Annotated in this window: 29 protein-coding genes; 20 read left to right on the top strand and 9 right to left on the bottom strand. The window is 63.8% G+C overall.

Features of this window, described 5'->3' with window-relative positions; all coding sequences use genetic code 11:
* The first annotated feature begins 28 nt into the window (after nucleotides 1-28).
* From Q0P52_RS07410 to Q0P52_RS07335, 16 genes are all read left to right on the top strand, one after another.
* Nucleotides 29-979: a flagellar hook-length control protein FliK gene (locus tag Q0P52_RS07410; RefSeq protein WP_293761881.1), complete on the top strand. Its 951-nt coding sequence runs from the start codon at nucleotides 29-31 to the stop codon at nucleotides 977-979.
* 104 nt (nucleotides 980-1,083) lie between these two features.
* The gene (fliL, locus tag Q0P52_RS07405; RefSeq protein WP_293761879.1) at nucleotides 1,084-1,614 is read left to right on the top strand and encodes a flagellar basal body-associated protein FliL; all 531 of its coding nucleotides are present in this window, start codon (nucleotides 1,084-1,086) and stop codon (nucleotides 1,612-1,614) included.
* A 6-nt stretch (nucleotides 1,615-1,620) separates the two neighbouring features.
* A complete protein-coding gene (gene fliM, locus Q0P52_RS07400) occupies nucleotides 1,621-2,631 on the top strand; it encodes a flagellar motor switch protein FliM (protein WP_293761877.1) in 1,011 nt (336 codons plus the stop codon).
* Nucleotides 2,628-3,089, top strand: a complete 462-nt coding sequence (gene fliN / locus Q0P52_RS07395) for a flagellar motor switch protein FliN (protein ID WP_366061996.1) — start codon at nucleotides 2,628-2,630, stop codon at nucleotides 3,087-3,089. The genes fliM and fliN overlap by 4 nt, the downstream gene beginning before the upstream one ends.
* A complete protein-coding gene (gene fliO / locus Q0P52_RS07390) occupies nucleotides 3,086-3,547 on the top strand; it encodes a flagellar biosynthetic protein FliO (protein ID WP_293761875.1) in 462 nt (153 codons plus the stop codon). Before fliN ends, fliO begins: the two co-directional genes overlap by 4 nt.
* Nucleotides 3,548-3,556: 9 nt before the next feature.
* The gene (gene fliP / locus Q0P52_RS07385; protein WP_293761873.1) at nucleotides 3,557-4,303 is read left to right on the top strand and encodes a flagellar type III secretion system pore protein FliP; all 747 of its coding nucleotides are present in this window, start codon (nucleotides 3,557-3,559) and stop codon (nucleotides 4,301-4,303) included.
* A 2-nt stretch (nucleotides 4,304-4,305) separates the two neighbouring features.
* Nucleotides 4,306-4,806: a GNAT family N-acetyltransferase gene (locus Q0P52_RS07380; RefSeq protein WP_293761871.1), complete on the top strand. Its 501-nt coding sequence runs from the start codon at nucleotides 4,306-4,308 to the stop codon at nucleotides 4,804-4,806.
* Nucleotides 4,803-5,072 (top strand): flagellar biosynthesis protein FliQ, encoded by a 270-nt coding sequence (gene fliQ / locus Q0P52_RS07375; RefSeq protein ID WP_293761869.1) that lies wholly within the window; start codon nucleotides 4,803-4,805, stop codon nucleotides 5,070-5,072. The genes Q0P52_RS07380 and fliQ overlap by 4 nt, the downstream gene beginning before the upstream one ends.
* A 7-nt stretch (nucleotides 5,073-5,079) precedes the next feature.
* Nucleotides 5,080-5,856: a flagellar biosynthetic protein FliR gene (gene fliR, locus Q0P52_RS07370; protein ID WP_293761867.1), complete on the top strand. Its 777-nt coding sequence runs from the start codon at nucleotides 5,080-5,082 to the stop codon at nucleotides 5,854-5,856.
* Nucleotides 5,857-5,932: 76 nt separating this feature from the next.
* Nucleotides 5,933-6,658 carry a YebC/PmpR family DNA-binding transcriptional regulator gene (locus Q0P52_RS07365; RefSeq protein WP_293761865.1) on the top strand — a complete coding sequence of 242 codons (726 nt, stop codon included), beginning with the start codon at nucleotides 5,933-5,935 and terminating at the stop codon, nucleotides 6,656-6,658.
* A 288-nt stretch (nucleotides 6,659-6,946) separates the two neighbouring features.
* Nucleotides 6,947-8,242 carry an aminopeptidase P N-terminal domain-containing protein gene (locus tag Q0P52_RS07360; RefSeq protein ID WP_293761863.1) on the top strand — a complete coding sequence of 432 codons (1,296 nt, stop codon included), beginning with the start codon at nucleotides 6,947-6,949 and terminating at the stop codon, nucleotides 8,240-8,242.
* Nucleotides 8,243-8,245: 3 nt separating this feature from the next.
* Nucleotides 8,246-9,436 (top strand): FAD-dependent oxidoreductase, encoded by a 1,191-nt coding sequence (locus Q0P52_RS07355; RefSeq protein WP_293761861.1) that lies wholly within the window; start codon nucleotides 8,246-8,248, stop codon nucleotides 9,434-9,436.
* Nucleotides 9,437-9,444: 8 nt separating this feature from the next.
* Nucleotides 9,445-10,599 (top strand): UbiH/UbiF family hydroxylase, encoded by a 1,155-nt coding sequence (locus Q0P52_RS07350; protein WP_293761859.1) that lies wholly within the window; start codon nucleotides 9,445-9,447, stop codon nucleotides 10,597-10,599.
* Nucleotides 10,600-10,611: 12 nt separating this feature from the next.
* A complete protein-coding gene (locus Q0P52_RS07345) occupies nucleotides 10,612-11,346 on the top strand; it encodes a DsbC family protein (RefSeq protein WP_293761857.1) in 735 nt (244 codons plus the stop codon).
* A 26-nt stretch (nucleotides 11,347-11,372) separates the two neighbouring features.
* Nucleotides 11,373-12,179 (top strand): hypothetical protein, encoded by an 807-nt coding sequence (locus Q0P52_RS07340; protein ID WP_293761855.1) that lies wholly within the window; start codon nucleotides 11,373-11,375, stop codon nucleotides 12,177-12,179.
* 122 nt (nucleotides 12,180-12,301) lie between these two features.
* The gene (locus Q0P52_RS07335) at nucleotides 12,302-12,562 is read left to right on the top strand and encodes an acyl-CoA-binding protein (protein ID WP_293761853.1); all 261 of its coding nucleotides are present in this window, start codon (nucleotides 12,302-12,304) and stop codon (nucleotides 12,560-12,562) included.
* Between the two features lie 86 nt (nucleotides 12,563-12,648).
* Here the strand turns inward: Q0P52_RS07335 and Q0P52_RS07330 are convergent, their stop codons facing one another.
* The 7 genes from Q0P52_RS07330 to phnG are packed head-to-tail and all read right to left on the bottom strand — an operon-like array spanning nucleotide 12,649 to nucleotide 18,284.
* Nucleotides 12,649-13,806 carry an alpha-D-ribose 1-methylphosphonate 5-triphosphate diphosphatase gene (locus tag Q0P52_RS07330; RefSeq protein WP_293761851.1) on the bottom strand — a complete coding sequence of 386 codons (1,158 nt, stop codon included), beginning with the start codon at nucleotides 13,804-13,806 and terminating at the stop codon, nucleotides 12,649-12,651.
* Complete coding sequence (gene phnL / locus Q0P52_RS07325) at nucleotides 13,803-14,510, bottom strand: phosphonate C-P lyase system protein PhnL (RefSeq protein ID WP_293761849.1); 708 nt, start codon at nucleotides 14,508-14,510, stop codon at nucleotides 13,803-13,805. Before phnL ends, Q0P52_RS07330 begins: the two co-directional genes overlap by 4 nt.
* A gap of 3 nt (nucleotides 14,511-14,513) precedes the next feature.
* Entirely contained in the window at nucleotides 14,514-15,284 is a 771-nt protein-coding gene (gene phnK / locus Q0P52_RS07320) for a phosphonate C-P lyase system protein PhnK (RefSeq protein WP_293761847.1), read from the bottom strand.
* Nucleotides 15,281-16,156: an alpha-D-ribose 1-methylphosphonate 5-phosphate C-P-lyase PhnJ gene (locus Q0P52_RS07315; RefSeq protein ID WP_293761845.1), complete on the bottom strand. Its 876-nt coding sequence runs from the start codon at nucleotides 16,154-16,156 to the stop codon at nucleotides 15,281-15,283. The genes phnK and Q0P52_RS07315 overlap by 4 nt, the downstream gene beginning before the upstream one ends.
* On the bottom strand, nucleotides 16,149-17,240 hold the full coding sequence (locus Q0P52_RS07310; RefSeq protein WP_293761843.1) for a carbon-phosphorus lyase complex subunit PhnI: 1,092 nt from the start codon (nucleotides 17,238-17,240) through the stop codon (nucleotides 16,149-16,151). The genes Q0P52_RS07315 and Q0P52_RS07310 overlap by 8 nt, the downstream gene beginning before the upstream one ends.
* Before the next feature lies 1 nt (nucleotide 17,241).
* Nucleotides 17,242-17,820 (bottom strand): phosphonate C-P lyase system protein PhnH, encoded by a 579-nt coding sequence (gene phnH, locus Q0P52_RS07305; RefSeq protein ID WP_293761841.1) that lies wholly within the window; start codon nucleotides 17,818-17,820, stop codon nucleotides 17,242-17,244.
* Complete coding sequence (phnG, locus tag Q0P52_RS07300) at nucleotides 17,817-18,284, bottom strand: phosphonate C-P lyase system protein PhnG (RefSeq protein ID WP_293813692.1); 468 nt, start codon at nucleotides 18,282-18,284, stop codon at nucleotides 17,817-17,819. The genes phnH and phnG overlap by 4 nt, the downstream gene beginning before the upstream one ends.
* Before the next feature lie 150 nt (nucleotides 18,285-18,434).
* Here phnG and phnF point away from each other — a divergent pair, with 150 nt between their 5' ends.
* The 4 genes from phnF (at nucleotide 18,435) to Q0P52_RS07280 (ending at nucleotide 22,426) form a co-directional block, all read left to right on the top strand.
* A complete protein-coding gene (gene phnF, locus Q0P52_RS07295) occupies nucleotides 18,435-19,154 on the top strand; it encodes a phosphonate metabolism transcriptional regulator PhnF (RefSeq protein ID WP_293813691.1) in 720 nt (239 codons plus the stop codon).
* Between the two features lie 4 nt (nucleotides 19,155-19,158).
* On the top strand, nucleotides 19,159-19,848 hold the full coding sequence (locus tag Q0P52_RS07290) for a DUF1045 domain-containing protein (RefSeq protein WP_293765472.1): 690 nt from the start codon (nucleotides 19,159-19,161) through the stop codon (nucleotides 19,846-19,848).
* Entirely contained in the window at nucleotides 19,841-20,419 is a 579-nt protein-coding gene (gene phnN, locus Q0P52_RS07285) for a phosphonate metabolism protein/1,5-bisphosphokinase (PRPP-forming) PhnN (RefSeq protein WP_293765470.1), read from the top strand. Before Q0P52_RS07290 ends, phnN begins: the two co-directional genes overlap by 8 nt.
* A 294-nt stretch (nucleotides 20,420-20,713) precedes the next feature.
* Entirely contained in the window at nucleotides 20,714-22,426 is a 1,713-nt protein-coding gene (locus Q0P52_RS07280; protein ID WP_293765468.1) for a Na/Pi cotransporter family protein, read from the top strand.
* Nucleotides 22,427-22,492: 66 nt separating this feature from the next.
* Here the strand turns inward: Q0P52_RS07280 and Q0P52_RS07275 are convergent, their stop codons facing one another.
* Both Q0P52_RS07275 and Q0P52_RS07270 read right to left on the bottom strand, forming a co-directional pair.
* Complete coding sequence (locus tag Q0P52_RS07275; RefSeq protein ID WP_293765467.1) at nucleotides 22,493-23,809, bottom strand: MFS transporter; 1,317 nt, start codon at nucleotides 23,807-23,809, stop codon at nucleotides 22,493-22,495.
* 28 nt (nucleotides 23,810-23,837) lie between these two features.
* A complete protein-coding gene (locus Q0P52_RS07270) occupies nucleotides 23,838-24,356 on the bottom strand; it encodes a gluconokinase (protein ID WP_293765465.1) in 519 nt (172 codons plus the stop codon).
* Between the last annotated feature and the right edge of the window lie 107 nt (nucleotides 24,357-24,463).

The raw sequence follows: 24,463 nt of genomic DNA, 5'->3' as shown, positions 1-24,463 counted from the left end.
TCGGGACTTTCCACGCAGGAACGTGATCATGACAATCACAGTGACACCGGCAGCCGTCGTTAAAACGGCTGCGACGACACAGACCGACGCTACGCAAAACGGCGGCGGCGATCTGTTCGCCAGCTTGCTGGGCATGCAGATCGGCAATCTGGTCAATCTGACGCAGGGCAATGGCGGCAATGCCGGTCAGAACGCTTCGCAAGGCCAGCAGGACAAGGCTGCCAGCAAAGACGATACGACTCCCGCCGCGCCGGTGGATGCCATGGCCGCGCTCTTGCTGCAGTCCTTGCCGGCCACGCCGGTGGCGCCAGTTGCCGTCAAGCCGGCCGGACTTGATACGGCTCAGCAAGTCCAGGCTTCCGTCGATACAGTGAAAAATACCGAATTGGACAGCCTGCTTGCTGCTCAGGTTGATACCAAGAAGCTGGCACACGCCGGGCAAAATTTGCCGCAGGCCGGCGATGCCGCGCAATTCTTGCCGGTGCTGGATCAGGCTGCGGCAGCCAGCGCGCAGGCGGGCCAGACCCAGCAGGCCGCGCAAACCCAGACTGTGCCCACGCTGACCATTCAGCAGCCCGTCACGGATCCGGCCTGGTCCAAGTCGTTGGGCGACCAGATGATGTCCATGGTCAATCTCAAGATGGACAAGGCCACCATCCAGGTGAATCCGCCGCAATTGGGGCCGGTGGAAGTGACTCTGAAAATGAACGGCAATGACCAGGCGCAAGTGATTTTCACCGCCGCGGTGCCGGCAACGCGTGAAATTCTCGAAAACAATATGCCTAAATTGGCCAGCATGATGGCCGCAAACGGCATAGCCCTTGCCGATGCACAGGTTTCCAGCGGACAATCCGGTAATCGGCAACAACAGTTTGCCCAGAGCCAGAACGGCCGCCGCGCATCCGACTCTTCCTCGGAAGAAGATGATACGCTGGCGTCCATCAAGGCCGCGCGAGGGATACTCAGCATCTTTGCCTGATCAGGGTCAACGGGGGATCTATCCAGTTCGTGCGGAAATCTGGAAAATATAATAAAGAAATCGCTTAAGATTTCGGTATAACCCTAACGTACGGATTTTGACCCATGGCGGATGATAAGAAAGCGGACAAGGCAGAAAAGGGCGAAAAAAAGGCGGGCGGCGGCAACAAGCTGATGCTCGTCGTCATTATTCTGCTGGTCCTGGTGTTGGCGGCGGTAGGGGGGCTGGCGGCTTACATGTTCACCAATATGAACAAGCCGCACGGCGACGCCGCGCAAACCGAGCAAGCCAAAGAAAAGCCCAAGAAGAAAAAAGAGGGCCCGCCCATCTTCGAAAAGCTGGAAACCTTTGTAGTGAATCTGGCGGGCGGCGACGGCAGCCTGTTGCAGGTTGACATGCAGGCAGAGCTTTCTGATGAAGAAGCTAAGAAGAAATTCACTGACTACATGCCCAAGATCCGCAGCGCGCTGATCCTGTTGCTGTCGTCCAAGACTTCGGCCGAACTGGCCACGCCGGACGGCAAAGTCAAGCTCAAGGCTCAGGTCAAGCAGATCATCAACGAATCCATGGACGCTGGCGAAGAAGAGCCGGTTGAGAGCGTTCTCTTCACTTCCTTCATCATCCAGAAGTCGTAAGCGGCCATGGGCGACGATATCCTGTCCCAGGAAGAGGTTGACGCCCTACTCAGGGGCGTCACCGGCGAGGACGAAGACGACGACAGCGCGCAGGATGCGCAGGGCATACGCGGCTACGACATCGGCCGTCAGGAGCGCATCGTGCGCGGGCGCATGCCCACGCTCGAAATCATCAATGAGCGCTTCGCCCGCAACCTGCGCATCGGCCTGTTCAACTTCATTCGCCGCAACGCCGAGATTTCCGTCGGCCCGGTCAGGGTTCAGAAGTACAGCGAATTCATTCGCAATCTGGTGGTGCCCACCAACCTCAATCTGGTTCATGTCAAACCGCTGCGCGGCACGGGTCTGCTGATTTTCGATCCCGATCTCGTGTTCCTCATTGTCGACAATCTGTTCGGCAGCGACGGTCGCTACCATGTGCGGGTGGAGGGACGGGACTTCACTCCAACCGAGCAGCGAATCATCCATCGTCTGCTGGAGGTGGTGTTTTCCGAGTGCCAGAAGGCTTGGGAGCCGGTGCACCCGATCGAGTTTGTCTATCTGCGCTCGGAAATGAACACCCAGTTCGCCAATATCGCCACCCCCACCGAAGTGGTGGTGGCGGTGACTTTCCATATCGAACTGGGCGCGGGCGGCGGCGATTTTCACATGTGTTTGCCATACTCGATGGTGGAGCCTATCCGCGACGTGCTGTCCAGCACCATGCAGGCCGACCGCACCGAGGTGGACAACCGCTGGGTCAGCCTGATGACGCATCAGGTGCAGGCGGCGGAAGTGGAGCTGGTGGCCACCTTGGCCGAGACCAAGGTGACGCTGGGCCAGATTCTCAATTTGAAAAGCGGCGACGTGGTGATGCTGGAAATCCCCGAAGCCGTGGTGGCCGACGTGTCTGGCATTCCGGTGTTCGAATGCCATTACGGCACCGTGCAAGGGCGCTATGCGCTCAAAGTGGATAAAGTGCTGGCCGGCGCCAATGAGTTCGCCGAGCTACCCGCGGCAGGAGAGAAAAAACAATGAGCGATCAGCTGGAAGAAGGCCAAGCGGCAGGAGCTGCGGATGAGGAAGTGTCCATGGACGACTGGGCCGCAGCAATGGCGGAGCAAGAGGTCATGGAGGGCGCTCAGGGCGCTGAAGCGGACAGCGTTGCGGCGCAGCCGGCCTCCCATCTCTTTCAGGAGTTGGGCGGCTCCGCCGAGGCAGGCCTGGCGGTGCCCAGCAATCTGGACATGATTCTGGACATCCCGGTGCAGCTGACCGTGGAATTGGGTCGAACCAAGATCGCCATCCGCAACCTGCTGCAGTTGGCGCAAGGTTCGGTGGTGGAGCTTGATGGACTGGCGGGCGAGCCAATGGATGTGCTGGTCAATGGTTGCCTGATCGCCCAGGGCGAGGTGGTGGTGGTGAACGACAAATTTGGTATTCGTCTAACCGACATCATCACGCCGGCCGAGCGTATTCGCCGATTGCAGAAATGAGCGCGCGTTTCCTTCCGGGCAGCCGGGGGCCGACATCGCAGTCGGCGCTGGCTGCCTTGTCGTTTGTCGCATCGCCGCTGGCTATGGCCGCAGGCGCTGTTGATGCGCCCACGCCCTTCAGCAGTCTCTTGCAAGTGATTTTTGGCCTGGGCCTGGTGCTGGCCGCCATTGTCGGCGTGGCCTGGCTGTTTCGTCGTGTTCAGGGCGGCATGCTGGGCGTGGGCAGCCGCATCCGGGTGGTGAGCGGCGCCATGGTGGGGCAGCGCGAAAAGGTGGTGATTATTGAGGTGGAGGGGGAATGGCTGGTGCTGGGCGTGACCAACCATAACGTCAACCTGCTCAGTCGCATGCCGCGCCCCGCCGATGCCGATGCTCGGCCTACCCCGCCGCAGGAGCCGTTTTCCCACTGGCTCAAGCTGGCCATGGACAAGACCCGGCAAAAGAAAAACACCGAGTAGCGCCATCTCATGACATTTTTCCGCAGACAGATACTGCCTTTCATCCTGTTGCTGGGGCCAACGTTGGCCGAAGCGGCAGGCTTGCCCTTGATGACCAGCACGCCGGGCGCGGGCGGCGGCCAGAATTACTCGCTGTCGCTGCAGATGTTGCTATTCATGACGGCGCTCGGCTTCATCCCGGCCATGTTGCTGATGATGACCTCGTTCACCCGCATCGTGATCGTGCTGTCGCTGCTGCGACAGGCGCTGGGCGTTGCGCAGGCACCGCCCAACCAGGTGATTGTCGGTCTGTCGCTGTTTCTCACCCTGTTTGTGATGGGGCCCACCTTCGATCAGGTGTACAGCAAGGCCTGGGTGCCGTTTTCCGACGACAAGATTTCCATATCGCAGGCGATGGATGAGGGCAGTAAGCCGATGAAGGCTTTCATGCTGACGCAGACGCGCGAGAAGGATCTGGCCTTTTTCATCGAGATTTCGCGCTCGGAGAAGCCGGCCACCAAGGCCGACGTCAGCATGAAGACGCTCATCCCTGCCTATATCATCAGCGAGCTGAAAACGGCTTTCCAGATTGGTTTCATGGTCTTCATTCCCTTCATGATCATTGACCTGGTGGTGGCCAGTATCCTGATGGCGATGGGCATGATGATGGTGTCGCCCGTCACCATTTCCTTGCCGTTCAAACTGATGCTGTTTGTGCTGGTGGACGGCTGGACCTTGCTGATGGGGTCGCTGGTGCAAAGTTTTTACACAGGCTGAGTATGGAGTATCGCGAGCTTGAGCCGGGCATGCTGCCGGCTTGTCATGCGCTGTTGGCCGATAGCGTGGCCGCGCTGCCGGATGAATGTTACCCCCTGTCGGCGCGACTGGCCTGGGCTGGTGTGTGGGACGACGAGTCTCAACGCGCGTGGGAGGCTCGTCTGGCGCAGAGCTGGAGCAGGGCGGCGATGGCGGGCGACGAGTTGCTGGGTTTTGCCTGGCTGACGCGCGATGGCGAACTGGACATGCTTTATGTCGCGCCGCACGCACAGGGCGCAGGCATTGGCCGAGCGCTGATCCAGGCGCTGGAAGTCGAGGCGGCTGGCGCTGGCGTTGCCGGCTTGCATGCCTGGGCCAGTCATGCGGCAAGGCCGGTGCTGGAGCGTCTGGGCTATAGCGTTTTGCGGCCTAATGCCGTGCTGCGCGACGGCGTCACGATAGAGAACTGGCTGATGGCCAAGGGCGGCTGGCAAGAGCCGCCAACGGGAAGGAGCGAAGCATGAGTCCGGAACTCGTCATCAATCTGGTGCAGCAAGCCTTGTACGTGCTGATCATTGTGGCCGCGCCGGTGTTGCTGGTGTCGCTGGTAGTGGGTTTGCTGGTCAGCGTGCTGCAGGCCGCAACCCAGATCAATGAAATGACGTTGACCTTCATCCCCAAGCTGTTGGCCATGTTTCTGGTACTGGTGCTGGCCGGGCCGTGGATGCTGAGCACGCTGATCGATTACACCACCCGCTTGTTCAAGAGCATTCCCGGCATGATTGGTTGAGGCGCGGATGATCAATCTGTCCGACGCCCAGATCAACACTTTCGTCGCGATGTTCGTCTGGCCGTTCGCCCGCATCATCGGCTTGTTCCTGGCTGAGCCCATTTACGCCTATCGCGGCGTGCCGCGCCGGTTCAAAGCGGGTTTCGCGCTGATGCTGACCATGTTGCTGGCGCCCATTCTGCCGCCGCTGCCTTCGGCGCCGCTGGTGTCGGCCGTCGGCATCGCCATCCTGTTTCAGCAGGTGCTGATCGGCCTGGCGATGGGTTTTGTCATGCGCATCGCCATTACCGCGGTGGAAATGGCGGGCTTCATCATGGGTGCGCAGACCGGGCTTGGCTTCGCCATGTTTTTCGATCCGATGCACGCGGCGCAGGTGCCGGTGCTGTCGCAGATGCTCACTATCTTTGTCTTCCTGCTGTTTCTCACTTTCGATGGTCATCAGGTTGTACTCTCGGTGCTGGTGGAAAGCTTCACCACGCTGCCCATCGGCATGAGCATGCCGGCGGATTCCCTGCGCGCGCTGGTGCTGTGGGGCGGCCACATCATCAGCTGGGGCGTCTGGCTGGCCATGCCGGTGATCGCCGCCTTGCTGGTGACCAACCTCGCCATCGGCGTGATGACCCGCGCCGCGCCGCAGTTCAATATCTTCACCTTCGGTTTTCCGCTGACGATGATGATCGGCTTCATCACCATCTATCTGACCTTGCCGATGATGGTGCCGGTGATCGAGCAGATGTATCGCGAGTCGTTCGCCTTCATGTTGTCCATGCTGAAGCTGAAGTAGCTTTCTGCTAGAATCTTCCCAAATTTTTGCGCATACAACCGGCTCTTTTCGGGCCAAGACTGTTATCGAGGGATTTATGGCAGGTCATAGCAAATGGGCTAACATCCAGCATCGCAAGGGTCGCCAGGATGCCAAGCGCGGCAAGATCTTCACCCGTCTGATCAAGGAAATCACCGTTGCCGCCAAGATGGGCGGCGGCGACGTCAACATGAACCCGCGCCTGCGTCTGGCGGTGGACAAGGCCAAGGCCGAGTCCATGCCCAAGGACAATATCGAAAACGCCATCAAGCGCGGCACGGGCCAGCTAGAAGGCGTGGACTACGTGGAATGCCGCTACGAAGGCTACGGCATCGGCGGCGCGGCGGTGATGGTGGACTGCCTGACCGACAACAAAACCCGCACCGTGGCCGATGTGCGCCACGCCTTCTCCAAGTATGGCGGCAACATGGGTACCGACGGTTGCGTGGCCTTCCAGTTCACCCACTGTGGTTACCTGGTGTTTGCGCCGGGTCTGGACGAAGACGCGCTGATGGAAGCCGCGCTGGAATCCGGCGCGGAAGATGTGGTGAGCCATGATGACGGCTCGATGGAAGTGATTACCAGCCCCTACGAATTCACCGATGTGAAAGAAGCGCTGGAAGCCAAGGGTTTCAAGGCCGAGATGGGCGAAGTCACCATGAAGCCGCAGAACGAAACCGAATTGAGCGGCGACGATGCGGCGCGCATGCAAAAGCTGCTGGACGCGCTGGAAGATCTGGACGACGTGCAGGAGGTATACACCTCCGCCGTGATGGACGAGTAAAAGCGCCAAGCCGCTCGCGCTGCCTGTCTGGCGCGGGGTTGCCCGAAGCGAGGGCCTGCCATTGGCAGGCCCTTTTTGTTGCCGCATGTTGCCCGGGCATTGGGCGACGGCGAGGGGCGGTGTAAACTGTCGCCTGTTTTCCTTGGCCGTATCAAGAGCCGCCGACTCAACCTTGCAGATACCCGTTCCCGGGCCCGTCGATAGCACTGCCAGCCCGGCAGGCCGGGCCGTGCGGCGGGGCGGGGCTGTTGGCGGGTCAAAGGCGGCGGTCTTCTGAAAGAGCCTTTCATGCACCAGACTCACGCTGATCGTCGTACCCGCCTGATGGCGCAAATGGGCGAGGGTATCGCCGTGCTGGCCACCGCGCCCGAAGTCATTCGCAACGCGGACAGCCACTACCCCTATCGCCCGGACAGCCATTTTTTCTATCTGTCCGGCTTCACCGAACCCGAGGCCGTGCTGGTGCTGGACGCCGGCAGCGGCCGGTCCATCCTGTTCTGTCGCGCCAAACACCCCGACCGGGAAGTCTGGGATGGCTTCCGTTATGGCCCTGAGGGCGCGCGCGAGCGTTTCGGTTTTGACGAGGCTTGGCCCATCGACGAGCTGGATCAGCGCATGCCGGACATTCTGTCCGGGCAAAAGTCGCTGTGGTGGGGCGTGGGGCGCAACCCCGCGCTCGATCAACGCGCGCACGGCTGGCTGGAAGCTGTCCGCCAGCGCTATCGCACCGGCGAACAGCCGCCCGCTGTCTACCATGATCTGTTTGCTCTGGTGGACGAGATGCGCATGGTGAAGGACGAGAGCGAACGCGCCATCCTGCGCCGCGCGGGGCAGATTTCCGCCGAGGGTCATCTGGCCGCCATGCGCGCCACCCGCCCGGGAATGTATGAATATCAGGTGGAGGCGGAGATTCTGCACGTCTTCATCCGCAACGGCGCGCGCTACCCTTCTTACGAGAGCATCGTGGCCGGCGGCGGCAATGCCTGCACCCTGCATTACGCCGCCAACAACGCCCGGCTGAACAACGGCGATCTACTGCTGATCGACGCCGGTTGCGAGCTGAACGGCTACGCCGGCGACATCACCCGCACCTTTCCGGTAAACGGCAAGTTTTCCGCCGCCCAGCGCGATGTGTACGAGATTGTGCTGGCTGCGGAGTTGGCCGGTATCGACAAGGTACGCCCCGGCGCCCTGTGGAACGAACCGGGCGACGCCGCGCTGCGCGTGCTGGTGCAGGGCATGCTGGATCTCAAACTGTTGAACGGCAGCGTGGACGGCGTGATCGAGTCCGGCTCCTTCCGCCAGTTTTACATGCACGGCATCGGTCACATGATCGGCCTGGATGTGCACGATGTGGGCCAGCGCAAACTGCACGGTGCCTGGCGCGCCTATCAGCCCGGCATGTGCACCACCATCGAGCCGGGCCTGTATATCCGCCCGGCGGACAATGTGCCCGAGGCGCTGCACAACATCGGCATCCGTATCGAGGACGACGTGCTGGTGACCGATACCGGCCACGAGGTGTATACCGAGGCGGTGCCGAAGCGTATCGATGAAATTGAAATTCTGATGCAGGGTATCTGAGCGATGACAGCAAGCTCGAAGCAATCCCGGCGCGACGCCGTGTGCGGTGGCCACGCCGACATCGTGGTAGTGGGCGGCGGCCCGGTGGGCGCGCTGGCGGCCATTCGTTTCGCGCGCGAAGGCCGCAAGGTGCGGTTGGTGGAAGCGCGAGCCAAGGCGGCGCCGCTGAACGACGCGCGCGCGCTGGCCTTGTCCTGGTACAGCCGCGAAGCGCTGGCGGCGGCCGGCGCCTGGCCTGATGACTTGCCCTGCACGCCCATCGACACGGTGCACGTATCACAGCAAGGCGCGATGGGCCGCACCCGCCTCAATCGCGAAGACCTCAAACTGCCTCATCTTGGCGTGGTGGTAGATTATCCGGCGCTGACCCAGGCCATCAATGCCCAGCTGGAAACCGCCGGGGTGGAGGTGCTGTGGCAAACTCGCGTGACGGCAGTGATCAGCCTGTCCGGCTACGCCACGGTAAATGTCAGCGGCCCGGAAGGGGAAGCCGCGCTCACCAGCCGGCTGGTGGTGTTGGCCGAAGGCGGCGCGCTGGCGGACAGCCTGCCCGGCGTGCGTCGTCGCATCCATGACTACCATCAGTGCGCCGTGCTGGCCGAAGTGCGCACGGAAAAAGCGCCTGACGGCGTGGCCTACGAGCGCTTCTCCCGCCAGGGGCCGTTTGCACTCTTGCCGCACGGCGACGACTACATGCTGGTGTGGACTCGCAGCCATGAAGACGCCGACAGGCTGCGCGAGGCGGATGACGATAGCGTGATCAGCGAGCTGCAGGAGGCCTTCGGCCAACGTCAGGGACGCATTCTGTCGGTGGGGCCGCGCGCCACCTTCCCGCTGGCCTTGCGTCAGGTGAATCGCGTCAGCAGTGGAAGGGTGGTGCTGATCGGTAACGCCGCCCAGACCATGCACCCGGTTGCCGCGCAAGGCCTGAATCTTGGCTTGCGCGATGCCATCGGCCTGGCGGATGCCTTGCAGGGTCTGGATGATCCGGGCGATGCGTCCGGTCTGGCTGTGTACGCCGCCGGCCGCCGGCTGGACAGTCACGCGGTAGTGGGCTTTACCCATGGCCTGATCCAGTTGTTCGACGGGCATTCACCGGTGGTCAGCGCCCTGCGCGGCATGGGAATGAGCGTGCTGGACAGCGTGCCGCCGCTACGTCGCGCCTTCGCCCGGCATCTGGTGTTTGGAGTGTGACCGCCGCCATGACGCAACAGGATTTCGACATCATCATCATTGGCGGCGGCCTGGTGGGCGCCAGTCTGGCATTGGCGCTCTCCGACAGCGGCCATCGCATCGCCCTGATGGAGGGCGGAGAACCGGCCTTCGGCCAACTGGAGGAGGGCTGGGATGCGCGTATTTACGCCGTCAGCCCGCGCAATCGCGCATTTTTGCAGCAAATGGGCGCCTGGCCGGACGAGCGGCGCATTGGCGTGATCAGCGCGATGGATGTGGCCGGCGATGCCGGCGGGCGCATCCGCTTTGCCGCCAGCGACGCCGGCGCGGACGCGCTGGCCTATATTGCGGAAAATCGCTGGATGCTTGCCGGCTTGTGGGCCAGATTGGCTGACAGCCCGGTGCGCTGCCTGAGCGGCGTGCGGCCGGACAGCCTGAGCAGCAACGCCGAGCAGGCGCGGCTGGTGCTGGCCAATGGAGACGCGCTGACGGCGAAGCTGGTGGTGGGCGCGGATGGCGCCAACTCCTGGGCGCGGCGTCAGGCCGGTGTGGAGGCCAGCGTCAAAACCTATGACCAGAGCGGCGTGGTGGCCAATTTCGCCTGCGAATTGCCGCATGGCGGGGTGGCGCGCCAGTGGTTTACCGGCGACAGCATTCTTGCCTGGCTCCCCATGGCGGGGAACCGAGTGTCCATGGTGTGGTCAACTTCCGATCCGGACGCCTTGCTGGCGCTGAGCGCGGACGACCTGTGCCTGCGCGTGGCTGCTGCGGGCGGTCATCAATTGGGCGGTTTCGAACTGTTGACGCCGGCGGCGGCTTTTCCTCTGCGGCTGATCCAGCCTGAAAGCGTGGTCAGCCAGCGCCTGGCGCTGGTGGGCGACGCTGCCCATACCGTGCATCCGCTGGCCGGGCAGGGCGTCAATCTGGGCTTTCAGGATGCGGCCACGCTGGCGGCGCTGCTGCGCGAGGCGCGCGATCCGGGAGAATGGCTGCGTTTACGGCGTTACGAGCGACAACGGCGTGAAGCGGTCAAAACCATGCAGTACACTTGCGACAGCCTTTTCCGGTTGTTCCATGAAAAAAACCTGCCGGGCATCGGCTGGTTGCGTAATGCCGGACTGTCTCTCACCGACAGACTGACTCCGATCAAGCGGCAATTTGCCCGCCATGCCATCGGCTTTTAACAAGGATTTCCGATGAAAACCACCATCAAGACTCTGGCGCTGGCCGCCTCCATCCTGCTGGGCGCGGTTGCCTGCACCGCCAACGCTGGCACCTCCGCCACCGAAGAAGTCAAGCAGGCCTTTGCCGGCCGTTTCCCCAACCGCGAAGTGATGAGCGTCAGCGAAACCCCGCTCAAGGGCATCTTTGAGGTGGTGGTAAAGGGCAAGCAGGTGGTCTATGTCGACGAGAAGGTGAATTACATCTTTGTGGGCGACATGATCGATGCCGAGCGCAAGGTCAGTCTGACCGAAGAGAAAATGGCCGATCTCAACAAGGTGGATTTCAGCAAGCTGCCGTTCCAGTACGCCATCAAGGAAGTGCGCGGCAACGGCGCGCGCAAGATGGCGGTGTTTACCGATCCGGATTGCCCGTTCTGCAAGCGTCTTGAACAGGACAGCCTGAAGGGCGTGACCAACGTCACTATTTACACCTTCCTTTACCCGCTGGATGAGCTGCACCCGGACGCCTCCCGCAAGGCGCGCCAGATCTGGTGTTCCAAGGACCGCGCCGCCACCTGGACCGCTTTCATGCGCGATGGCAAGCCGCTCACCGGCAGCGACAAATGCGATACCCCGATTGCCAAGATCCAGGAAATCGGCAGCCAACTGGGCATTACCGGCACGCCGGGCCTGATCTTCGCCAATGGCCGCATGGTGCCGGGCGCTATCGATACTGCGCAGATCGAACAGCTGCTGAATGCCAAGTAAGCCAGACCGGGAGCGCTGATCCTGTCATGAAATGGCCGACAGGATGGACCTGGCTCCCCTCGGAGTGGAAATGGTCCGCGCTGACGGACGCGGACAGGCTGCTGCTGATGCTCAGCCTGTCCGTTCTTTTGCATGCGCCGTTATTCTTCCGGCTGGCGCTAGAGGGCAAACCGAGCGGTACCGGCCATAGCCTGACAGTGTCGCTGCAGAGCGCCGCGCCGGCAAAGCCTGACCGCGTTCAGCCCGACCAGACCAAACCCCTTGCGCCGAAGCAGCCCGAGCCGGTGGCATTGCCACCATCCTCCTTGCCCAAGGCGGCGGTCAACCCCCTGCCTTTGCCTGCTGCGCGAGAGGCGTCGTCTCCCGTCGCCGATGCGCCCAAGCCTGCCTCCGCGCCTTCGGCCAACCTGCCTCCCAGCACCGCTTCCATGCCGCTAAGCGAGCTGGCGGACGGAGAAGGGCCGGAGAACAGCGCCGGCATGCAGTTCGGGCTGGATTTCTATTACGCGGCCAGGCAGCTGGACGTGCTGGCGCTGGAGCAGGCGCCCATCCAGTTGCTCGAACCTTACGGACTCTCGCTGGACGACGTGGACATCACTTTGCGGGTGTACATCAACGAAACCGGCGGCGTGGACGCGGTACAGGTAGCCAGCGCCCGACCCGCAGGCGCCGAGCAGCCCTTGCTGCCCTTTTTCCAGCAGGCGCGTTTCTATCCCGCCATTCGCCAGGGGCGACCTGTGAAAAGCTACAAGGTGATTCATATCGGCCTTGAGCCGGACAGCGAGGCAGACCCGCTGCAGCCGGGACAAATCCCGGCTTCTGCTGGGAAATAGGCCGGATTTCATGCTACATTCAGCAAGCCGGCGCGTAGCTTAGCGCCGGGCCACGACACCGGGCGCGCAGCCCGGACCAAGCATGGCGGAACATACCGCCGATCTGATTACGAGGAAGAACCATGTCCGATCTCAATACCCTGTTCGCTCAGGCGCAGGCCGACGTTACCTCCCTGTCCGAGCGTCCGGACAATCAGTCCCTGCTGCAGCTGTATGCGCTGTACAAGCAAGCCACCGACGGCGATGTCGCCGGCGAACGCCCAGGCATGATGGATTTCATCAATCGCGCCAAATACGACGCTTGGGACAAGCTCAAGGGCATGAGCGGCGACGATGCCAAACAAGGCTATATCGACGTGGTGAAGAAGCTGCTGGAAGCCTGATTCCGCAGTTGCGGCAGGCATGAAAAACCGCTGTCACGGCTTGGCCGGCAGCGGTTTTTTCATGCCTGTGTTTCTTGGGCGCAAGGTCAGAACACAATGCTTCCTTGTCGCCATACCCGTTGCACCAACGGCGCCGACGGATGCGGCTTTACCCGTACCAGGTCGGCCAGCTGGCCTTCTGCGATGCAGCCGCGATCCAGCAAGCCCACCGCTTGGGCCGGATTGGTGCTGACCGTGGCTACGGCGCGCCACAAAGGCCAGCCGGCTTCGCGTTCCAGCAGATAGGCGGCATGCAGAAGACTGGCCGGCACGTAGTCCGATGACAGGATGTCCAGCAGGCCGGCGCGCGCCAGCTCCAGCGCGGCCACATTGCCGGAGTGCGAACCGCCGCGCACCACATTGGGCGCGCCCATCACCGTAGACAGGCCCAGCCGACGGGCTTCGCTTGCCGCTTCGCGCGTGGTGGGGAATTCAGACAACCGCACGCCATCCGCTTGCGCCTCTCGCACGTGCGCGGCGTCGGTATCGTCATGGCTGGCCAGCGCCAGGCCGCGCTCGCGTGCCATGGCCACTACCGCGGCCTTGTGGCCAGCCGCGTACTGCAGCTGGCGCGCCTTGCGCTCGGCCACGGCCTGCAAAAAGGTGTCTTCCGTCCAGCTGACCTTTTTCTTGGCATAGTACTTCTGGTACTGGGCGATGTCGCGATACTGGCGCTGGCCCGGTGTGTGGTCCATCACCGATACCAGCCGTACTGCCGGGTGGTCGATCAGCGGCGTCAACTCCTCCAGCAGGCGTGGAAACGCCAGCTCGCAGCGCAGATGGAACAGGTGATCGGCGCGCAGCGCGCCTTCGCGCATGCCTTGATCAATGGCGGCAAAGGCCGTGTGCAGCGTGTCCAGTCGTACGCTTTCTCCTTCCAGATCGCCCACCGCCAAGGCGTCGAACACCGTGGTGATGCCGGCGGCCACGCACTGCGCGTCATGGGTGACCACGGCCGGCAGTACCGGCCACAGCACGCCATTGCGCGGCATCAGGTGTTTTTCCAGGTTGTCGGTATGGATTTCCACCAGGCCAGGGATGAGGTCGTCGCCGTTGAGATCCACCGTTTCGCAAGCCGGTAGTTCATTTGGCGCGGGCGGCGCGGGAAAAACATGGGCAATGCGGCCTTGCGTGATCAGCAGCGCGCCGCGCTCGATGACGGCATCGGCAAGGATGAGCCGGGCGTTGGTCAGTAGCGTGCTCATGCGGCTTGCTCCGTTGCGCGCGCCAGCGGCACGTCGAAGACGCGGGTGGCGATGGCGTCGCGAGTGGCTTCGTCATGGAAAATGCCCACCAGCGCCGCACCGCGCTGCAGTGCCTCGCGCATCAGCGCCACCACTACGTCGCGATTGCCGGTATCCAGCGAGGCCGTGGGTTCGTCCAGCAGCAGGATGGGGCGCGGGGCGATCATGCCGCGCGCAATGTTGACCCGTTGTTGTTCGCCGCCGGAAAAGGTGGCGGGCGGCAAGCGCCACAGGCGGGGCGCGATATTGAGGCGCGCCAGCCAGGCGGCCGCCTCGTCGCGGGCTTCTGCTTGCGGGCAACCCCACTCCAGCAGTGGTTCGGCCACGATGTCCAGTGCCGGCACGCGCGGGATCACGCGCAGGAACTGGCTGACATAGCCCAGGGTGTGGCGGCGAACATCGGCCACTTCATGCGGCGGCGCGGCGGCCATGTCCACCCAACGGTCCCGATGGCGGATCAGAACGCGCCCGCGCCCGGTCAGGTAGTTGGCGTACAGGGCTTTGAGCAGGGTGCTTTTGCCGGCGCCCGAGGGGCCGGTCAGCGCGACGCATTCGCCTGCGTCCACCGTCAGCGAGACATCATCCAGTACCGGCAGCGCCAGCCCGTCCTGCTGGTGCAGCACGAAGGTTTTGCAAACAGATTGCGCGTCTATCAGTCGGGTCATGGTTCAGGCCTGCAGAATGGAAGACACCAGAAGCTGGGTGTAAGGGTGTTGCGGGTCGTCGAGAATCTGGTCGGTGAGACCGGCCTCCACAACGCGGCCGCCCTGCATCACCAGCGTGCGCTGCGCCAGCAAGCGCGCCACGCCCAGATCATGCGTCACCATGATGACGGCGATGCGATTGTCGTGCACCAGCCGGCGCGTGAGGTCGAGAAAGCGCGCCTGCACCGAGACATCCAGCCCGCCGGTGGGTTCGTCCATGAACACCAGTCGCGGCCGGGTCACCAGGTTGCGGGCGATTTGCAGCCTTTGCTGCATGCCGCCGGAAAAGGCGCAGGGTTTGTCGTCCAGACGGTCCGCGCCGATTTCCACTTTCTCCAGCCAGTCGGCGGCCGCGGCGCGCAGCCGGCCGTAGTGCCGCTCGCCCAGCGCCATCAGCCGCTCGCTGACATTGGCGCCGGCCGACACATTCATGCGCAGCCCGTCGCGGGCGTGCTGGGTGACGTAGCCCCATTCGCTGCGCGCCAGCCGCCTGCGTTCCGCTTCCGCCAGCCGGGTCAGCTCATGGGCGCGTTCGTTCTTGTCGCGGAACACCACGCTGCCGTCATCCGCCGCCAGTTTGCCGGCCAGCGTGGCCAGCAGGGTGGATTTGCCGGAGCCGGATTCGCCGACAATGCACAGCACCTCGCCGGCAAACAGCTCGAAATCGATGTCGAAGCAGCCCTGGCCGTTGCCATAGTCCTTGCGCAGGCCTTGTACGGAAAGGATGGGTGTCATTGCGCGGCCTCCCGCTGTTGCCGGCAGTGGTCCGTGTCCGAGCAGACAAACTGCCGCACGCCGGCGTCGTCGGCGATGATTTCGTCCAGATAGCTGTCGGAGCTGCCGCACAGTGCGCAGGCCTGCGACCAGTGCTGCGCTTCGAAGGGATGGTCCTCGAAGGCGAGGCTTTCCACCTCGGTATACGGCGGGATGGCGTAGAGGCGCTTCTCCCTGCCAGCGCCGAACAGCATCAGCGCCGGGCTGCGGTGCAGCTTGGGATTGTCGAATTTGGGAATGGGAGAAGGGGAGGCTAGATAGCGGCGGTTCACCATTACCGGATAGTCGTAGCTGGTGGCGATGTGGCCGTATCGGGCGATGTCCTCGTACAGCTTGACATGCATGAGTCCGTATTCCTGATGGGCGTGCAGTTTGCGGGTTTCCACCTCGCTGGCTTCCAGCGTGCGCAAAGGCTCGGGTTCCGGTACCTGGAACACCATGATCTGGCCTTCGGCCAACGGTGTTTCCGGGATGCGGTGACGGGTCTGTATCAGCGTGGCGTCGCGGGTGACGGTGGTGGTGGCCACGCCGGCGACGCGGGCGAAAAAGCGGCGGATGTTGACGGCGTTGGTGGTGTCGTCAGCGCCCTGGTCTATCACTTTGAGCACGTCTTCGTGGCCGATCACTGCCGCTGTCAGCTGGATGCCACCGGTGCCCCAGCCGTAAGGCAGCGGCATTTCCCGGCTGCCGAAGGGCACTTGATAGCCGGGCACGGCTACAGCCTTGAGCAGGGCGCGGCGCAGCATGCGTTTGGTGTTTTCGTCGAGAAAACCGAAGTTGTAGCGCCAGCGGTCGTCAAGGTTGGCCGAAGGCGGGGAGAAGGGTTCAGTCATGCGGGGCATCCTGTTGGCGGTCGTGTTCGGCGCGCAGTGTGCGGATCAGTGACAGCTCGGCCTGAAAGTCCACGTAATGCGGCAATTTGAGATGCTGGACGAAGCCGGAGGCTTCCACACTGTCGCTGTGGCAAAGGGCGAACTCGGCCTGCTGGGCCGGCGAGCCGGTGCTTTCGCCCAGCTCCTGCGCCCGCAGGCTGCGATCCACCAGCGCCATCGACATGGCCTTGCGCTCGGATTCGCCGAACACCAGGCCGTAACCCCGGGTGAATTGCGGCGGCGCGTGCGGGCCGCCGGCAAACTGGTTGATCATCTGGCATTCGGTAACCACGATGGCGCCGATGTCGATCTCGAAACCAAGCTCGTCGGGGAGCAGCATCACGCTGATCTCGCCCATGCGGATTTCACCGGCGAAAGGGTGATTCTCCGCGTAGCCGCGCTGGGTGGAGTAAGCCAGGCCCAGCAGCCAGCCTTCGTCGCCGCGCGCCAGATTCTGCAGGCGGGCGGGGCGGTCGGCGGGAAACAGCAGCGGCTCGCGGGTGAGGTCGGCCGGGGCGGGGTCGTCCGGCGGCGGCAGGTCGGCTTCCATCAGGCCTTCTGCCGCCAGCAAGTCCAGCACGCTGGGCAGGCACTCGGGCAGGGGCGCTTCTGCAAGTTCGCAGCGCGGCGTCGCAGCCGGCTCCGCCAGCGAGAAATCCAGCAGACGCTGGGTGTAATCGGCGGTGGGGCCGAGTATCTGCCCGCCGGGCACATCCTTGAAGGTGCCGGACACGCGCCGCGCCACGCGCATGGCGCTGGTGTCCAACGGCAGGCTGGTGGCCAGACGGGGCAGCGTGGTGCGGAAAGCCCGCAGCAGGAACACTGCTTCCATGGCGTCGCCCGCGGCCTGCTTCAGCGCCAGCGCCGCCAGCTCTTCGTCATAGAGCGAGCCTTCCTGCATCACGCGGTGCACGGCCAGCCGCAACTGCTGGCGGATCTGCGCCAGGCTCAGCTCGGGTACGGCCTCGTCGCCGCGCCGACGCGCGGCCAGCAGGTCCCAGGATCGGGCGATGGCGGTTTCTCCGCCTTTGACGGCTACATACATGTCATCCCTCCTTGACCGAGACGCTGCGCGGCAGGCCGGCAATCACGCCGTCCGCCACCAGCAGCGCGTCCACGCCCAGCGGGTAGCGGGCGTGATTGACCTGCCACTGCCGCCAGAAGTCCTTCGGCAAACCTTGTGCGCCAAAGCGCAGCGGCGCGGCGATGCCGGGGCCGGAGGCTTCGACATCGCACTGGTGAAAGGCGCCGGTTTCGATGATCAGCGTGGCGGCGCGGTCCGGGTACTCGGCTTCGCCCGCGGGCAAGGCGTCCAGCGCCGGCAGGGCGCGGCCGGTGGGAATCACGATGAAATCCGCCGCCAGCGGCGAGGCGGCCAGCGTCATGCCGGTGTGAAAGCGCAGCGTGGCCAGCGTGTCGGCCGGCAGGTCCGGCAGCCACACGGCCACGTCCTGATCCGCCAGCGTGTAGAGCAGGGCGACCGTGCCGGCGGCAAGGCCGGGCAAGGCCGGCGGCAGCGTCGGCAGCGCGCGCGGCTGCAAGGGGCGGGACAGCGCCTCCAGCAGCGCGCGGAAATTGCGCTGGGCGTCGTCGACGGGGTGCTTGAATCCGGTATGCAGCATCATTCACCCCGCACCATGGTGAAGAATTCCACTTTGCTGGCGGCGGCCTGACGCGAGGCCAGTTCGCGTCGGGCGCGCAAGGCATCGGCCAGCGGTTCAATGACGGCGGCCATCAGCGCCGGGTGCCGGTCGGGCGCTTGCAGCAGGGCGTCGGCCTGAGCGATGAGCGCGGCGTGCGCCGGGTCGGTGCCGCGCACCCAGCCGTGACCGGTCAGGTCTTGCCAGCGGCAGCTGGCGCGGGTGACGGCTACTTCGCCGAGATTGAAGCGCGCGCCGGCGCCGCCGGTGCGCCCCTCCACCATCACCAGGCCGGTTTGCGGCTGGCGCAGCCATTCCACGTGTTCCGGCGGTGGCAGATGAGGGCTCAGCAACGTCTGCAACGCAGCCGCTTCGCTGTTGGCCAGCACGCCTAGCCAGCGCTGTCTTGTCGGGATATCCATGCTTTGGGTTCGCTCGGTCTTGTTCAAGAAAAATTCATATAAACGTATAGACGACTGCATGATAATGGCCAGCGCAAACGTGAAAACAGCATGTTCCGGTGAAGATTCGATGACCGTTTCGTGTCGGTGATGGACCATTCGGCGGCCGGGAAGGCCGTCCTTGAAAAGGGTGCAGCGATGATAGAAAGAGGCTCAGGCGTGGCCGTGTGGCGGCAGATTGAAAACACGCTGGCGGAAGAGATCGCCGGCGGGCGCTTGCAGGCAGGGGAGAGGCTGCCCACCGAACTGCAGTTGGCCGAACGCTTTGGCGTCAACCGCCACACCATCCGCCGCGCGGTGTCCACGCTGGTGGAGCGCGGCTTGTTGCGGGTGGAGCAGGGGCGCGGCACTTTCGTGCAGGACAACGCCATCGATTACGCCATCAGCAAGCGCACGCGCTTCTCGCAGAACATGGCGCGGCAGAATCTCAGTTCCGATGTGGACATTCTCTCGGTAGACCTGTTGCCCGTCTCTGCCGAGCTGGCTGGCTTGCTGGCGCTGCAGCCGGGCGAGGAGGTGCACCGCATCCGCACCCTTAGCCGGGTAGAGTTGCGGGTAGTGGACTATGCCACCATGTTTTTTCCCGCTGCCCGCTTTCCCGGCCTGCCAGAGGTGTATTACCGCCATCGCTCCGTCACGCGCACGCTGCAGCATTTCGGGGTGCAGGATTACACCCGGCGCTTTACCCGCGTTACCGCCAGACTGCCGGACGCCGAGGTGGTGGATTATCTGGGCATTCCCAAGAACCGGCCGGTGCTGCACGTCAAATCGCTGAATGTCGACCCAGCCGGCGTACCGGTGCAATACGGTGTGACCCATTTCAACGGTGATCTAGTGCAACTGGTGATGGAGGATTGAGAGCATGCGCTACGCCATTTACCATGCGCCGCCGCCCGACAGCGCCTTCTGGCGCGCCGGCAGTGCCTGGCTGGGTCAGGATGCCCACAGCGGCGCACAGGTGGTGCAACCGCTGGTTCCCGGCTGGTCGGCCGAGGCATTCTCCGAGATCACCGCCGTTGCCGCCCGTTATGGCTGGCATGCCACCCTGAAAGCGCCGTTCGCCCTGCGCGACGGCGTGGATGAAAGCCGGTTGCTGACGGCGGTCAGTGCGCTGGCGTCGGGTTTTGCGCCTTTTGCCGTGGATTTGCAGCCCGCCTGGCTGGCAGGCTTCCCCGCGCTGAGAGCGCTGACGCCGCCGCCCGAGTTGGGCGAACTGGCTGCCGCCTGCGTGGTGGGGCTGTCGCCCTTGGCCGCTCCGGCCGACAGCGCGCGCGCCTGGCCGGGGCTGGACGCGCGGCGGCAGGCGCTAGCCCGTCGCTGGGGCTATCCGCATGTGTTCGAGCACTATCGCTTTCACTACACGCTGGCGGCTGGCATGGCGGCGGATCGCCCTGCGGCGCAGGCTTTGCTGGACGCTGCGCGCGCGTGCTTTGCCTCCCACGCCCGGCTGACGGTGGACCGCTTGGCGGTGTTTGCCGAAGATGCCCCCGGCCAACCTTTCCGTTATCTGGCGTCCTGCGCTTTCAGTGGCGAGGTGCAACGCCATGACTGAGCGCAGCGGAAGGCTGTGGCTGGTGATCGGCCCCTCCGGCGCTGGCAAGGACAGCCTCTTGGCATATGCGAGAGAGCGCATGTCGCATCAGGCCGGGCCGGTATTCGCCCACCGTTACATCACCCGGCCGGCGGATGCCGGCGGCGAAAATCACATTGCGCTGAGCGAGGCGGATTTTGCCCGGCGCGAACAGGCCGGTTGCTTTGTCTTGAGCTGGCGTCGCAATGGGCTGGCCTATGGTTTGGGCGCGGAGGTGGGCTTGTGGCTGGAGCGGGGGCTGGACGTGGTGGCCAACGGTTCCCGCGCGGTGTTGCCGCAAGCAGTGGCCTTGTTTCCGCAGCTGCGCCCCTTATGGATCACCGCCAGCCCCGAGGTGCTGGCGACCCGACTGGCGCGGCGCGGCCGGGAGGATGCCGAGGCAATCCGGCGCCGGCTGCTCCAGGCGCAGGCCTATGCGCCGCCGCCGGGCTGTCTGGTGCTGCGCAACGATGGTCCGCTTTCAGAGGCCGGCGATGCGCTGATTACCCTGTTGGCCGAAGGTTGTCTGCCGGCGGAGGCCAACGTTTGGTAACGTTTTGCCCATGTGCGCTTGCGACATTGTTGTGCTTTATTGAGCTTATGAGCCGCTGACAACAGGCCCGTCTGTTGCGCTGTTGCCGGCGACCCGAAAGACGGTGTTTGCGGATGCTGACAGGTGGAGGTCGGATCAAGACAAATCCCATCTGGACTAGTCCATAAACTCGACAGATCGGCAGCTGCTGCCGAGGCCCCGCGTGGCTTCTTCGCAGCTTGTGCCGCCAAGTCTGTTCAAGCCGGGCTGATAACCGGCCGAAAACATATCAGGACGCGTCAGGGGAGAACAATAATGGCTACCACCATCCTGCTGGATCTGATGGGCGGCGTCGCCTTGCTGCTGTGGGGCTTGCACATGGTTCACAGCGGCATCGTGCGCGCCTTTGGCGCTGGTCTGCGGCGCGCCATGAGCGCGGTGTTGCGTACCCGCGCGCATGCTTTTCTCGCTGGCCTCGGCGTCACCGCGCTATTGCAAAGCAGCACTGCCACCGCCCTGATGTTGTCGTCTTTTTCCGCCTCCGGGTTGGTGGATCTCACTCCCGCGCTGGCGGTGATGCTGGGCGCAAATGTCGGCACCACCTTGATTGTGCAGCTGCTGTCATTCGATTCCTCCGCCATTTCACCCTTGCTGCTGGTGGTGGGCGTGGTGGCCTTCAAGCGCAGCCGGCAGTCGCGCGGGCGCGATCTGGGGCGCGTCGCCATCGGCCTTGGCCTGATGCTGCTGTCGCTGCACCTGTTGCTTACCAGCCTGGCACCGGCGGAAAACGCGCCAGTGGTGCGCACCCTGCTGGGCGCGCTGACCGGCGACCCCTTGGTTACCCTGCTGATCGGCGCGCTGATTACCTGGCTGGCCCATTCCAGCGTGGCAACCGTGCTGCTGACAATGTCCTTGGCCGTGTCCGGCTTCATCACGCCGCTGGCGGCTTGTGCGCTGGTGCTAGGGGCCAATCTTGGCAGCGCGCTCAACCCCTTCATTGAAGGGCTGTCCAGCGACAACCCGGCGCATCGCCGTCTGCCGGCAGGCAATCTGCTTACCCGCGTGGTGGGCTGCGCACTGGCCTTGCCCTTGCTGTCGCCGCTGAGTCAGGCCTTGGCGCAGTGGGATGCCGACCCGGCGAGGCTGGCGGCGGATTTCCACACGCTGTTCAATGCGGCGGTGGCGCTGCTGTTCATCCTGCCGCTGCCCTGGGTGAGCCGTTTGTTGACCCGTTGGTTGCCGGAAAAACGCAGCAGCGAAGACCCGGCCGTGCCGCTGTACCTCGACGCCAGCGTAGTGAATACGCCCAGCGTGGCGCTGGCCTGCGCCGCACGTGAAACCCTGCACATGGGCGACATCGTGGAAACCATGATGCGCGAATCCATGCAGGCCATACTCACTAATGACCGCAAGCTGGTGGCCGAAGTGGCGCAGCGCGACAACGCGGTGGACAGCCTGCACGAAGCCATCAAGCTTTACGTGGTGCGACTGACGCGCGACAGCCTGGACGAAGCCGAAGGCCGGCGGGCGATGGAGATCATGGCGCTGGCGATCAACCTGGAACACATCGGCGACATCATCGACAAGAACCTGATGGAGCTGGCGGCCAAGAAGATCAAGCGCCAGCTGCAGTTCTCGCGCGAGGGCGCGCAGGAGCTGGAAGCCTTTCACCGGCTGATCATCGACAACCTCAAGCTGTCGTTCAGCGTGTTTCTGTCCGGCGATGTGAAATCGGCGCGGCAGTTGCTGGATGAGAAAACCCGGGTCCGGGAGCTGGAAATGCGCGCTGCCGAGCAACATTTGCAACGCCTGCGCGAAGGGAGGCTGGAAAGCATTGAAACCAGCTCGCTGCATCTGGACATCCTGCGCGATCTCAAGCGCATACACTCGCATCTTTGCGCGGCGGCTTACCCGGCGCTGGAGGCGGCCGGACAGTTGCAACCCAGCCGGCTGCGCCAGAGCGAAGAGCAAGGTTTGCCGAAAGGGCAAGGGGTGTCGCTGGACGATCCGGCCGCCGGTCATTGCTGACAGGGCGTCATCGTAAAATGAGCAAGGGCCGCTGTAGCGGCCCTTGCTCTTTGGCGACGCGTGCGATCAGGCGGCGCGCTGCGCGGTTTCGCTGTTGGCGAAGTCAGGCGAGGGAATGGCTTCGATGCGGCCCAGCAGGAAGACAAAGGCCGCCACGCCGATCAGCAGCATGATGCCGGCCACCAGAAAAGCGTTGGTGAAGGAGTGGGTGCTGCCGACGATGTAGCCGGTTACGATGGGAGCCACCGCGCCCATCATGTTGTTGGCGAAGTTCATGATGCCACCCACGGTGCCGGTACCGCCTTGCGGGGCAATCAGCGACGGCAAGGACCAGCCCACCGGCGCGGCGGCGGCTAGCCCGCTCAGCGCGATGGTGATCCATACAATCGCCACATAGGGGTCCTGCGTGGTGGTGGCGCCGAATACGGCCAGCCCCATCAGCATGCCCCCCAGCAATACGGCCTTGCGCACGCGGGTTTCATCGTGGCCGCGCGCAATCAGGTGGTCGATCAGCCAGCCGCCGACGATGAGGTCGGACAGCGTGGCGAAAATCCAGGGGATGGCGGCAAAGCCGGCGGATTTGAGAATGCTCATGTGCATGGCCTGCACCAGATAGCCGGGCAGCCAGGTGAGGAAAAGGTAGAACACATAGCCGTAGGCGGCGAAACCCAGCGACAGCCCCCACACTTTGCGCTGGCGCAGCAGGTAGCCCAGCATGCGCAGCGAGCCGCCTTGCGACTGGCCTTCCGGCGTGGCACCGCCATCCAGGATGTAGCGACGCTCTTCTTCGGTCAGTTTCGGGTCTTGGCTCGGGTCGCGGTAAAGCAGCCAGAAAGCGAAGAAGTAGGCAATGCTGAGGCAGGCGGTGACGGCAAAACCCCAGCGCCAGCCCAGATGCACTACCGCCAACGCCACCAGAGGCACGCCGATCACATTCGAGAACTTGGCGGCGGCGTCGAAAATGGCGGTGGCCATGGCGCGTTCGCGACGCGGAAACCAGTAACCGGTGGCCTTGGAGCTGGCCGGGAAACCGGGTGCTTCCGCCACGCCCAGCAGGGCGCGGGCGGCGAAGATGCCGCCGAAGCCGCCGGCAAAAGCGGTAAGCGTGGAGGCGATGCCCCACAGGAAAGCCCCCCAGCGTCCCACTCGCGTCACGCCGAAGCGATCCAGAATCATGCCGGTGGGAATCTGCAGCAAGGCGTAGGTCCAGAAGAAAGCGCTGAACAGCAGGCCGATGTCGCCGCTGCTCAGATGAAATTCCTGCTGCAACTGCGGCGCGGCCACGGACAGGCTGATGCGATCGAAGTAGTTCACCAGGATGCCGACGCCCAGCAAGGCGCCGATGCGCCAGCGACGGCCGGCGCGGGGTGTAGTCGTGGTCATTGGGATTCTCCTCTGTTCTTGCTTTGGCTCAGGATTGCGCAGGCTGGCGGGCAAGGTGGTCCAGCGCGGCGCGGGTCAGGTTTTCCGGGGTGTCCGCCACATCGAGTGCGAGCGCGTTTTCGTCCTCGCCCGGCGGTTCCAGATCGGCGAACTGGCTGTCCAGCAGGCTTTGCGGCATGAAGTGCGCGGTGCGTTCGCGCATGCGCGGGGCGATCAGCTCCGGCGTGCCGGTCAGGTGCACGAACAGCAGCTGCGGGTCGGCTGCGCGCAGGATGTCGCGATAGCGCCGCTTGAGGGCGGAACAGGCCAGTACGCGGCCGCGGCCGTCCGCCAGCCCTTCGGCCAACTGCCCGGCCAGGGTTTCCAGCCAGCCCTGCCGGTGCTGATCGTCCAGTGGAATGCCGGCCGACATCAGGGCGATGTTTTCCTGCGGGTGAAAGCGGTCGCCCTCGATGAAAGGCTGGCCGAGCGCTGCGGCGAGCGCTTGGCCGACGCTGCTTTTGCCGCAGCCGGCCACGCCCATGACGACGATGTTTCTGTTTTTCATGTTAGCGCTAACATTGTTGTGTGACAGTTTGACGAGCGTTGGCAAGTGCCAATGGCTGCAAATGTTAGCGCTAACAATTTTGAGAATGCAATGACGACGCGAGCCGG

Origin of the sequence: uncultured Aquitalea sp., assembly GCF_945957525.1 — a bacterium.
Taxonomy (GTDB): domain Bacteria; phylum Pseudomonadota; class Gammaproteobacteria; order Burkholderiales; family Chromobacteriaceae; genus Aquitalea.
This window is presented reverse-complemented; position numbering and strand designations above follow the sequence as displayed.